Genomic DNA, 11,414 nt, shown 5'->3' with positions numbered 1-11,414 from the left:
GCCGCCCGGGACGTCCCCGGCACCGGACGCGCACGTCTTGCCCGCCGCCCGCGAACCGCCCGATGGAGGAAGCAGGATGACCGAGCCCCCGCAGGGCTTCGAACCCGTCGAGCCGCCCGACGACACGCCGTTGGACCTGAGCGCGCTCGGCGATCGGCTGGGGCCCGAGGTCGCCGGCGCGTTCCCGCTCGTCGGCGCGCGCGAGGTGCGGTTCGTCACCTCCGGCATGGTGGACGTGTTCGCCACCACCGAGGAGGAGGGCGGACGCTGGCAGTTCCTGTGCCGGGTGGGCGCCGGGACGGCGTTGTGCGGGGTACCGGCGGGCGGCACCGCGATGCTTGGCAAGCCACTGCCCGGCGGGGCCGTACGCACCGCCGCGCTCACCGACGTGCTCACCGCCGCCGCCGGGGACGACGCGTTCGCGGGCTGCTTCGCGGCCGGCCTGGACCGCGGCCTGGGCGCGCTGGCCGACGCGGTCCGGATGGGCCTGCCACCGCGTACCTTCACCGCCCTGGAGGCCGGGGACGGCGCGGAGATGCCCGCCGGCGGCTCGGCCCGCTCGGTCGAGGGCACCTTGTGGGTGCGGGTGCTCTCCGGCGCGGTGGCCATCGGCGGGCCGAACGAGGACACCGGCGCACCCGACGAGCGCGGACCGGGCACCGCGGTCCGGCCCGCCGCCGAGGCCGCGAGCGATGCCCCCGGCGATGCCGAGGCGGCGCCCACGGTCGGGTTCGGCGGCCGGCTCGCGATCGGCGCGGCCGACTGGCTGTACTCCGCCGGCGGCGCGTTCGTGCACGCGGTCCGCACCCGCGACGTGCTCTCGGAGGCGGTGTTCGCCACCGACCTGGCCCGCCATCAGCACACCCTGATGCAGCGCGTGGACGAGCGCCTGCGCGGCCGACGCGGCAACGCGGGTCGGGAACTGGACGCCCGGCGGCTGGTGGACGCGGACGCGCTGCGCCGTTCCTCGCGCGCGTTGGGCGCGGTGCTCGACCCCTATCGGCCGGCCCACCGGCCCGGCCTGGACGCGGCCGATCAGGACGACTATCTCGCGGTGGCCCGGGTGGTCGGGCAGGCGGGCGGTGTCCGGGTCACCCGCTCGGGCACCTCGGAGGCCTCCGACGCCCGGTTGCACCCGCTGGAGCGGATCGCCGTCTCCTCCGGGTTCCGGGTGCGCGACGTGCAGTTGGTGGACCACTGGTGGCGCACCGACTCGGGCCCGCTGGTCGGCCACGTGCGCGCGGTGGACGACGATCCGGACACCCGCCGCCCGGTCGCGCTGGTGTGGCGGCGACGGCGCTATCACCTGCTCGACTCCTCCGGCGCCGACTGGAGGCCGGTGACCCGGGCGCTGGCGGACACGCTGGAGCGCCGCGCGACGATGTTCTACCCGCCACTGCCCGAGCAGCCCGGCGGCCGGGGCGCGCTGCTGCGCTTCGGCGTCCGGGGCAGCGCGCGCGATCTGCTGGTGCTGCTCGCCTGCGGGTTGGCGGCGGCCCTGCTCGGGCTGCTGGTGCCGGTGCTGACCGGCAAGGTGCTCGGCGTGTTCGTGCCGCAGAGCGATCGGGTCCTGGTCTCCCAGATGTGCGTCGTCCTGATCGCGTCCGCGCTGCTGGCCGCGGCCTTGTCCGCGGTGCAGAACCTGTCCCTGCTGCGGATCGAGGGCCGGTTCGAGGCGTCCGCGCAGGCGGCCGTGTGGGATCGGCTGCTGCGGCTGCCCACCGGGTTCTTCGCCTCCGTCTCCTCCGGCTCGCTCAGCAGCGCCGCGATGGGCATCAGCGGCTTGCGCGAGATCCTCAGCGGGGTCACCGCGTTGTTCGTCCCCGCGTTCCTGGTCTTCACGGTCGATCTGGGGCTGCTGTTCTTCTACAGCGTGCCGCTCGCCCTGGTGGCCTGCCTGCTCGCGCTGCTGGGCGGCGCGGTCTGCGCGGTCGCCGGACTGCGTCAGATGCGCTGGCAACGCGAACTGGTCGCCGAGGACCACCTGTTGTCCGGCCGCATGTTCCAACTGCTTTCCGGACTGCCCAAGTTGCGCGTCGCCGCGGCCGAGGACCGGGCGTTCGCGTTCTGGGCGATGGCCTTCGCCCGCGGTCGCATGCTGACCGTGCGCACCCGCCGCCTGCAGAACCTGGTCACGGTGTTCAACTCGGCCTACCTGCTCGCCTGCACGCTGGTGCTGTTCGCGATGGTCTCGGGTCCGGCCTCCGGGCAACTGGACGTCGGCGAATTCCTGTCCTTCAACGTCGCGTTCACCCTGATGCTCGGCTCGATGTTGCAGATGACCGCGAGCGTGACCATGGTGGCCGCGGCGGTGCCGCTGTACGAGGGCGTGCAGCCGGTGCTCCGGGCGCTGCCCGAGGTCCTGGAGTCCAAGCAGCCGCCCGGTGACCTGTACGGCGGCATCGAGGTCAGCCGGTTGTCGTTCAGCTACCACCGGGACAGCCCGCCGGTGTTGGAGGACGTGAACCTGCGGGCCCGGCCCGGCGAGTTCGTGGCCATCGTCGGGCCGACCGGCTGCGGCAAGTCGACCCTGCTGCGGTTGTTGATCGGCTTCGAGGAGCCGACCACCGGTTCGGTGCTCTACGACGGGCAGGACCTGGCGTCGCTGGACGTGGCGGCCGTGCGGCGGCAATTCGGCGTGGTGTTGCAAAACGGCCAGCTGTTCGCGGGCAGCGTGCTGCACAACATCTGCGGATTGCGCGACTACACCCTCGACGAGGCCTGGGAGGCCGCCGAGATGGCCGGTCTGGACGACGATCTGGGCCGCATGCCGATGGGCATGCACACCGTCCTCAACGACGGCGCGGTGACCCTGTCCGCCGGTCAGCGGCAGCGCCTGATGATCGCCCGGGCGTTGATCGGCCGACCGCGCATCCTGTTCTTCGACGAGGCGACCAGCGCGCTGGACAACCGCACGCAGGAGGTGGTCACCCAGAGCACCCGCCGGCTCAACGCGACCCGGATCATCATCGCGCACCGACTGTCCACGGTGATGCAGGCCGACCGCATCATCGTGCTCGACGCCGGGCGAGTGGTGCAGCAGGGGCCGCCGGACCAGTTGCTCGCCGACGAGGACGGGCTCTTCCATCGGCTGGTGCAACGTCAGATGGCCTGACTCCAGGCCGAGTTCGCGTCCTCGTCGTCGGTTCCGCAGTCCGGGTCCAGGAGGTCCCTCGTGTCCGAATCCCCCGTCCGCCGGCGTCCACCCGGGCCCGTCGACGAACTCGACCTGGCCGGCATCCGGGACGACCCGCTGGCCTTCCTCACCGAACTCGCCGCCGAGTACGGCGATCTGTGCAGTCATCGCACCCGGGGCGAGGTGGTGTGGTTCGTCAATCGCCCCGATCTGGTCCGGCACATCCTCAAGGACAACTACACCGCGTGGACGAAGGCGGGCACGCCCGACGACTTCATGCTCACTCCGCTGCTCGGCACCGGCCTGCTGACCAGCGACGGGCCGACCTGGGAGCGCCAACGGCGGCTGTGCGCACCGGCTTTCCGGGCCCGGCAGGTGGAGGCGTTCGACACGCTGATGACCGACGCCGCCGCGGATCTCGCCGACGCGTGGAGCGAGGCCGCGCGGGCCGGTCGGCCGGTGCGGGTGGACCACGACTTCACCGCGCTGACCCTGCGGATCGTCGCGGACGCCCTGCTGGGCGCGGATCTGGCGGCGGCCGGACCCGGATTCGGGCGCGCCGTCGACGACATCAACCGCTTCATCGGCCACTTCGACGGCGAGCCGAACGCGACGGTCGTGCACGACGCCGCGTTCCGCCGGCTGCGCGGGTCGTACCTGGCCGCGCAGACCTTCCTGGAACGGGTGGTCGGGATGCTGGTGGCCGCCCGCCGCTACACCGGACCGCCGTCGGATCGGCCCGCCGACCTGCTGGACGCCATGCTCGCCGCGCGCGACGCGCACGGCGACGCGTTCAGTGATCGCGAGTTGCACGATCAGGTGCTGACCATGGTGATGGCCGGGCACGAGACCACGGCCAAGGCACTGAGTTGGACGGTGCATCTGCTGGACCGCGAGCCGGAGCACGCGGCGGCGGTCCGGGCCGAGTTGGCCGAGGTGCTCGGCGGCCGGGCGCCCCGGGCCGAGGACCTGCCGCGCCTGGATCTGACCCGGCGCTGCCTGGAGGAGGCGATCCGGTTGTATCCGCCGGTGTGGCTGATCTCCCGGCGGGCGAACGCGGAGGACGTCCTCGACGGCCTCACGGTGCCCGCGGGCACCCTGGTGTGCATCAGTCCGTGGACCCTGCACCGGCACCCGCGAGTATGGGAGGCGCCCGAGGAGTTCCGGCCCGAGCGCTTCACCGCGACCGCACGGCAGGGGCGACCCGCGCACGCGTACGTGCCCTTCGGCGGCGGGCCAAGGGTGTGCATCGGCCAGTCGTTCGCGACCACGGAGGCGATCCTGGTGCTGGCCACCATCCTGCAGCGGCTGGAACTGCGCGGCGTGGTCGGCCATCCGGTGGTGCCGGAGGCGCTGGTGACGCTGCGGCCGCGGGACGGGCTGCTGATGACGCCGCACCTGCTCGCGGACGGCGGCGCGCGGTGAGCGGCACGATCCACCCCGGCGGCAGCTACCGGCCGCAGGCCGAGTGGGGCGGAGTGCCGGCCGAGGTGCGCCGGCTGGAGACCCAGGCGGAGTTGAGCTGGGCACACGAGTGGCGGGTGCTCGCCGACTGGGCGCCGGCCTCGGGCGGGGCGGTGCTGGACGCGGGCTGCGGTACGGGAGCGGTCACCCGGCGGCTGCGGGCGGAACTGGTCGACCCCGGCACGCGGGTGGTGGGGTTGGACGCGGACGAGCGCCTGTTGGCGGTGGCCCGGGCGAAGGGGCCCGTCGACGGGATTCGCTACCTGGCGGGCGACCTGGCCCGCCCCCCGTTGCCCGCCGCGGGGTTCGACCTGGTGCTGGCCCGGTACGTCTTCCAGCACCTGGCCGATCCGGTCGGCGCCGCGCGGGCCCTCGCGGGCCTGGTGCGGCCGGGCGGACGGCTGGCCGTCGTCGATGTGGACGCCGGGCTGTGGGGCTGCGCGGACCCGGACATGTCGGCCTTCTCCGCCGAGGCCTACCGGGCACTGGGTACGGCGCAGGCGGCGGACGGCGGGGACCGGTTGGTGGCCCGCCGGCTGCCGCGGATCCTGCGGGCGGCGGGCCTGGAGGAGATCACCGTGCGGCCGTTCGCCTACACCAGCGACGAGGTCGGCGGCGTCGGCGCGCTCGCGCCGCAGTTGTCCCCGGAACGGTTGCTCCCGCTGGTCGAGCGGGGCGCCCTGGGGTTGGGCGTGTACGCCAGGGCGATGGCCGCGTGGGAGCGGTTCGTCGCGCTGGACGGGTTCACCATGCTGTTGGGCTTCGCGGTGGGTGGGCGGGTGCGCCGGGCCGGGCACCCCGCGTGACGCTCGCGCCGAGCCGCGCCGAGCCGAGCCGCTCCGTGGGCGCGGGTCGGCGCGGGTCGGCGTCGGCGGCTACTTCGAGGCCAGCCGGGTGGACAGCGCGGAGCGGCCGGAGATGCCCAGCTTGCGGTAGACGTGCGTCAGGTGCACCTCCACCGTGCCGCGCGTGACGCACAGGAACTCGGCGATGGCCCGGTTGGTGTGCCCGGCGGCGGCGAGTTCGGCGATCTGGCGTTCGGACGGGGTCAGCGAACCGGGACCGGACAGGCTGCTGCGGCGCAGCCGGCCGCCGCAGGCCAGCAGGTCCTTGTGCGCCCGCTCGACCAGCAGGTCCCAACCGCACTCCTGGGCCAGGCCCATCCCGCGCCGCAGCGCCTGCCGGGCCGCCGCCGCTTGCCCGGCCAGCGCGTACATCCGGCCCGACTCCACCAGGGACTCGGCCAGTTGCAGGCGGGCGCCGGAGTGTTCGAGGACGGCGACCGACTCCTCCAGGAGTCGGGCCGCGGCGCGCGGGGGTTCGATCCGCGCCCGGTTGCGCAGGGCCTCACCGATGGTGGCCGCGGCGCCCCAGCGCCGGGCGATGTCCAGGCCCTCCTCCAGCAGCGGCACCGCTTCGGCGCCCCGGTCCAGTTCGGTCAGCGCCAGTGCCGCGCCGCCTCGCCAGTCGCTCAACGCCGGGTTGACGATGCCCAGTTCGGCCAGCCTTCGGCCGCATTCGAGATAGTCGGTCAGCGCTCCGCGGATGTCTCCCATCGCGTGCCGACATCGCCCGCGCACGCCCAGCGCGGTGGCCCGTGCCCGGGGTACGCCCAGGGATCCGCGCAACATCGCCGCGGCGGCGTCGTGTTGGCCCAGGACCACCCGGATGCGCGCCAACTGCACGCGGGTCAGTTGGGCGAGGGCGGACAGTTCGGGGCCGCGCGCGAGTCGGCTCGCGGTGCGCGCCTCGGACAGCGCCTCGGGCAGGTTCCCGGCCCGCAGCGCGATGTCCGCGCACAGGCAGTGCGCGACCACGGCGGGCAGGCCGATCCGCGAGTGCGCGGGCCCGATCGGGATGGTCGCGGTCAGGCCCGCGGCCCACGCCCGGGCCTCGTCGAGCCGTCCGGCCCAGGCCAACACCACGACGCTGCGCAGCAGGAGCAGGGCCGAGGCGCTGCCACGCGGCGCTTCGCCGGCGAGCGCGCGTTCGATCAGGTCCAGCGCCACCGAGCTGGGTTCGGCCCGGCACGCGCTGTCCGAGGCGAACGCGGCGAGCAGTTCGCGCTCGCCGGCGGTGACTCCGGTGACTCGGGTGAAGTCCACCGGCGATTCCGTGCCGTGCGGGAGTTCGCGCGCGGGCCGGCCGCCGTGGGGTGCCCCCTGGTGGACGACGGCGCGCAGCCGCAGCCGCACGTCGGGGTCGGGGCAGTCCTGCTCGGCCAGCTCGCCCAGTCGCGACGCGGTGCCGCGGGCCGGACGCATCACCGATTCGACGCAGTCTCCCTGGCGCAGCACGTGCGCGTGGCACAACTCCAGGACGGCCTCGGCGCGTTCGGCCGGGTCGGTGAGCAGTCGCAGCGCCTCCTCCAGGTGGCGTGCGGCGGCCTCGGGCGCGGTCGGCACCTCGGCCCGGCCGAGCAACACCAGCAGTCGGGCCCGGTGTTCGGGGGCGGGGTCGTCGCGCAGGGCCCGTCGGGCGTACTCGGCGCAGCGCAGCGTCGCGCCCGCCTCCAGCGCGGTGCGGCCCGCCTCGTGCAGTACCGCGCCCGCCCACGCGTGGTCGTCGACGTCCAGCGTGTCGATCCGCAGCAGGTGTTCGGCCACGCGCACGGGGGGCGCGCCATAGTCGCCGAGGCGCCGGGCGGCACGCAGGTGTCGGTCGCGCAGCAGCTTCTCCGGGATGGTGTCGTGGACGGCGTCGCGCAGTTCGGGGGTGCGGAACATCAGCCGGCTGCCGACCGGGGCGCGGCGCAGCGCGCCGATCCGGACCAGCTCGGCCAGCGGGCCGTCCAGCCGATCCGGGCCGGTGCCCAGCAGGTCGGCGACGATGTCCAGGTCGGCGCCGTCGCCGAACAGCGCGGTGGTCTGGGCCAGCGCGCGGACCCGGTCGGGTTGTCGGGCCAGCCGGGTGGTCACCGCCGCGGCCTCGATCCGGGCGGCGATGCGGCGGATGTGATCGGCCCGGGTCAGCCGGGGCCTGCCGTCGACGTGGATCCCGGTGCGGGTGGGGCCGAGTTCCGGGGGCAGTCCGGCCTGGAGTTGGGTGTCGACCAGCCGGGCCAGGTATTCGGGCACGCCGGCGGTGACGTGGTGGCACAGTCGTACGAACGGTTCGTCGGGGGCGCGACCGCCGTAGGCCCGTTGCACGAGTTCGCGAGCGCTGTGCACGGACAGCGGGCGCAGCGTGGTCTCGTGGCACGCGGCCTGCGCGCCGATGTCCTCGAGCGCGTCGCGCGCGGGCAGGTCGTCGTCGACGCGCACGCCGAGCACCACCAGCAGCGGCAGCCGGGACAGCCGGCGGACCAGGTGCGCGAACCACCGCAGCGAGGCGTCGTCCATCCACTGCGCGTGGTCGACGACGATCACCCGGGGGCAGCGGCGCACCGCGGGCAGCAGCGCCTCGTAGAGTTCGTCGAACAGGTGCCGGTCGTTGTCGGGGACGGCGTGCGGCAGGGCCCGGCGCAGTTCGTCGAAGCGAGAGTCGCCGGGGCTGTCCGCGGCGTCGTCGAGGCCGGTGAGCAACTGGCGCAGTGCGGCGAAGGGTTGGTCGGCGTCGCGGTGTTGGCACGAGACCAGGATCGGCGCGGCGCCGGCGCGGCGTTGCCGGTCGGTGAACTCGACGAGCAGTTCGCGGCACCACATGCCGGACGGGGTTCTGATGATCACGGCGCGTCCGCCGGCGCCGGTGCGAGAGGCGCGTGCGTGCGCCAGCAGATCGGAAAGTTCGGATACCCGCTCCGGTTCCACTGAAGCGTTCCCTTCCCCCGGGCGCGGCCCCCACCGCGGCGCTGTGCGGGGAAAGTGGGCACAGCGTTGCTCGTCGGGGACGCCGCCGGCGGCTCCCCGCGGGGCCGGAGCGGTGTGTCACGTTCCGGGACGTGGGAGGACGTCCCGCTTGTCCAGCCGTGCGTGGGTGGTTCCGGTCGTGCCGCGCGGCCCCTCCCCGTCGGGTTCCGCGGTCGCGGAACCGCGGTGTGGGGCACGCCGATCAGCTGTGTCACACCATCAGCGGGTTCCTTGTTACGCCATTGCGGCGGCGGGCCACAAGTCCCGATTGCCAACTGCGCGCAAGGATCTTGTGACCGTGTGTTGAACAAATCCCAAGTTCGCTCCGGGCGCCGGTCAACCCTCTGATTTCGGCCGGATCCGTCTTGCGGAGACCGGTTTCGAGGGGGTCGGGTCGGTTGCCGCGGGCGCCCCGGGTACGCGGCGGGTCGTGCGCGGGTTCGCGTGCGATCGGGCGAACCCGGAGAGGACTTCGGGGGTCCGCGCGACCCGGGTCGGGCACTCTTTCGAGGGACTTCCCGGCCGGTTTTGCGTGACTGGGCTTTCACTCGGTTCCATGATGCAAATGCAGGTGGTTTTGCGAGACGGCTGTCGCGTCCGTGATCGCGCCGTGCGGGTCGCGATCGGGCGGGATCGGAAAGGGTGATGAGGATGCGTGCCGGCAACGGGGATGCGGCGGACTCGTTCGGGTCCGTGACGTGGGTGAAGAGCAGCGCGAGCACGGCGGAGGGCAACTGCGTCGAACTCGCCGTGCTGCCCGGCGGGGTGGTCGCGGTGCGCGATTCACGGTTCGCGCGGGGACCGGCTCTGGTCTACTCGCGGGCGAGGATCGCCGCGTTCGTCGCGGGTGCCGGGAACGGCGGGGTCGATTCCCCGACGGACTGATCCGGGCCGGGTCCGGGTGAGGCTCGGGCAAGGCGCGGGCGCGGTCGGGGAGAGGTCCGGGCCGGGGTTCGGCCGCGGGATCGACGGACAGGCGGGTTTCGACTCGCGATAATGGCGTGCGTCGACACGCCCATTCCTGGAGCCCGCATGTCCGCCGACCGCCCGGCCCGCGCCCCGTCGATCGCACCCGTGGTGTCACTGACCCAGCAGAGCAGTCCGGCCGCGGCCGTGAAGGTGCTCGGGGCCACGCTGCGCAAGTTGCGCCTGGACAACGGCAAGGGGCTCAAGGACGCGGCCGAGGCGATCCGGGCCTCGATGTCCAAGATCAGCCGACTGGAGCGGGGCGAGAGCCCGCCACGTGCCCGGGACGTCTTCGACCTGGTCCACTTCTACGGGGTACGGGACGAGGAATCCCTCTCCGAGATAGAGGAGTTGCTGAAGAAGGCGTTGGAGCGGGCCTGGTGGAGCCACTACAGCGACGTGATGCCGGGCTGGTTGGCGCGGTTGATCGGCATGGAGGACTCCGCCACCAAGATCGACACCTATGAGGTGCACGTCGTCCCGGGCCTGTTGCAGGTGCCCTCGTACACCCGCGCGATCGTGCGCACCGGGCTGCCGCGCGCCGACCACGAGGAGGTCGAGCGGCGGATCGATCTCCGGTGCCGGCGCCAGGCGTTGCTCGCGGACGAGCGCCGACCCGACCTGACCGCGCTGTTGGACGAGGGCATCCTGCGCCGCCCGGTCGGCGGCCCGGAGGTGATGGCCGAACAGATGCGCCACCTGCTGGCGGAGTCGGCCCGGGATCGGATCAACATCCGCGTCGTACGCTTCGACCGCGCCGCCAGCATCACGCCGCCCTCGCCGATGACGTATCTGCGCTTCGCGTCGGGCGGCCCCAGCGAGATGATCTACCTGGAACAGGCCAACAGCGCCACGTACTTGAGCAGGCGGGCGGACATCGACGCCTATCGGGAGATCCTGCTGCGACTGTGGGCCGCCGCCGAGGACCGGCAGTCCAGCCAACGCATGTTGCGCGACGCCGAACGCCGCTTCACGGCGGGCCGGACCGACTGAACCGCGAGCCGGCGTCTCGGCGCTCGGCGGGTGGACCGGGTGCGGTCAGGGAATGTGGCCCAGGCCGCCGTACTCGATCCACTCCTCGGTCTCCTGGCGCGCGGTGACGTGCGAGTCGGGTCGCCACGTGGAGACCTCGACCAGGCCCGGTTCCAGGATGCTCAATCCGGCGAAGTACGCGTCCACCTGGGCGGGTTCGCGTACCCGTCCCCAGTTCCCGCCGGTCGCCTCGGCCATGAAGTCGCTGACCCCGTCCCGGATCTCCGGGTCCTCGCTGACCAGTTGGCAGATCACCATGAAACTGCCCGAGGGCAGCCGTTCGGCGACCCGACGGATCATCGCGGCGGGTTCGGCCGCGTCGGGCAGGCAGTGCAGCACCGACACGAACAACGCGGCCACCGGCTCGTCGAGGCGGATCAGCCGTCGGACCTCGGGGTGGTCGAAGATGCCGGCGGTGTCGGTCATGTCCGCCTGGATCACCGCGGTGTTGTCGTTCTCCTCCAACAACATCCGACCGTGCGCCAACACGATCGGGTCGTTGTCGACGTAGACCACCCGGGAACCGGGATCGACGGCCTGCGCCACCTGGTGCACGTTCTCCCGCGTCGGCAGCCCGGATCCGTGGTCGAGGAACTGGCGGATCCCGTACTCGGCGGCCAGCACCCGCACCACCCGCTGCAGGAACGCCCGGTTGTTGCGCGCCAGTTCGCGGGTACTGGGCACGATCTTGAGCAGTTCCTCGCACGCCACCCGATCGGCGGGGTAGTTGTCCGTACCGCCCAGGTACCAGTCGTACATCCGAGCCGCACTGGGCGTGTCCACGTCGATCTCGAAAACGTGCTTGTCCGCGTCCCCCACCAGACCCCCCTCGATTCCGCACCCGCCCGGGCACACCGCCACCGTCCCGGCCGCCCCCGGCCATGCTAGGCGCGCACCCGGGCGCCGGACAGCCACTCCTTCGAGATGCCCCGCGCCCGACCCGCCTGCGATGGCGACGCGAAACGGCCCCGCCCGCCGTCGAGCGCCGCCGAAACCATCGGCCGGGCGACGTCCGTCGCGGCCCGACG

Annotated in this window: 7 protein-coding genes; 5 read left to right on the top strand and 2 right to left on the bottom strand. The window is 73.4% G+C overall.

All coding sequences use genetic code 11. The annotated features are described in order from the left end of the window. Window positions 1–76: 76 nt before the first annotated feature. Genes ACWCPW_RS40075 through ACWCPW_RS40065 form a run of 3 tightly spaced genes read left to right on the top strand, consistent with a single transcriptional unit; the run spans window position 77 to window position 5,406 of the window. The gene (locus ACWCPW_RS40075) at window positions 77–3,115 is read left to right on the top strand and encodes an NHLP bacteriocin export ABC transporter permease/ATPase subunit (protein ID WP_449766532.1); all 3,039 of its coding nucleotides are present in this window, start codon (window positions 77–79) and stop codon (window positions 3,113–3,115) included. 60 nt (window positions 3,116–3,175) lie between these two features. Beyond that, a complete protein-coding gene (locus ACWCPW_RS40070; protein WP_449766531.1) occupies window positions 3,176–4,561 on the top strand; it encodes a cytochrome P450 in 1,386 nt (461 codons plus the stop codon). Next, window positions 4,558–5,406, top strand: a complete 849-nt coding sequence (locus ACWCPW_RS40065; protein WP_449766530.1) for a class I SAM-dependent methyltransferase — start codon at window positions 4,558–4,560, stop codon at window positions 5,404–5,406. Before ACWCPW_RS40070 ends, ACWCPW_RS40065 begins: the two co-directional genes overlap by 4 nt. 69 nt (window positions 5,407–5,475) lie before the next feature. On the opposite strand, the gene ACWCPW_RS40060 is transcribed toward ACWCPW_RS40065, so the two are convergent. After that, window positions 5,476–8,349 (bottom strand): LuxR C-terminal-related transcriptional regulator, encoded by a 2,874-nt coding sequence (locus tag ACWCPW_RS40060; protein WP_449766529.1) that lies wholly within the window; start codon window positions 8,347–8,349, stop codon window positions 5,476–5,478. Window positions 8,350–9,039: 690 nt separating this feature from the next. On the opposite strand from ACWCPW_RS40060, the gene ACWCPW_RS40055 reads away from it, so the two are divergent. After that, window positions 9,040–9,273, top strand: a complete 234-nt coding sequence (locus tag ACWCPW_RS40055; protein WP_449766528.1) for a DUF397 domain-containing protein — start codon at window positions 9,040–9,042, stop codon at window positions 9,271–9,273. Between the two features lie 147 nt (window positions 9,274–9,420). Next, on the top strand, window positions 9,421–10,347 hold the full coding sequence (locus tag ACWCPW_RS40050; RefSeq protein ID WP_449766527.1) for a Scr1 family TA system antitoxin-like transcriptional regulator: 927 nt from the start codon (window positions 9,421–9,423) through the stop codon (window positions 10,345–10,347). A 45-nt stretch (window positions 10,348–10,392) separates the two neighbouring features. Here ACWCPW_RS40050 and ACWCPW_RS40045 read toward each other — a convergent pair whose 3' ends face one another. Continuing rightward, window positions 10,393–11,205 (bottom strand): SAM-dependent methyltransferase, encoded by an 813-nt coding sequence (locus ACWCPW_RS40045; RefSeq protein WP_449766526.1) that lies wholly within the window; start codon window positions 11,203–11,205, stop codon window positions 10,393–10,395. Window positions 11,206–11,414 lie beyond the last annotated feature (209 nt).

This window comes from Embleya sp. NPDC001921 (assembly GCF_053594475.1).
Note: the sequence above shows the minus strand (reverse complement) of the source record. Positions and strands in the feature narration are given on the sequence as shown.

What these genes read in the sequence shown, in the direction of transcription:
- ACWCPW_RS40075 (WP_449766532.1), top strand. Translation starts at nt 77, where the DNA reads ATGACCGAGCCCCCGCAGGGCTTCGAACCCGTCGAGCCGCCCGACGAC.
- ACWCPW_RS40050 (WP_449766527.1), top strand. Translation starts at nt 9,421, where the DNA reads ATGTCCGCCGACCGCCCGGCCCGCGCCCCGTCGATCGCACCCGTGGTG.
- ACWCPW_RS40055 (WP_449766528.1), top strand. Translation starts at nt 9,040, where the DNA reads ATGCGTGCCGGCAACGGGGATGCGGCGGACTCGTTCGGGTCCGTGACG.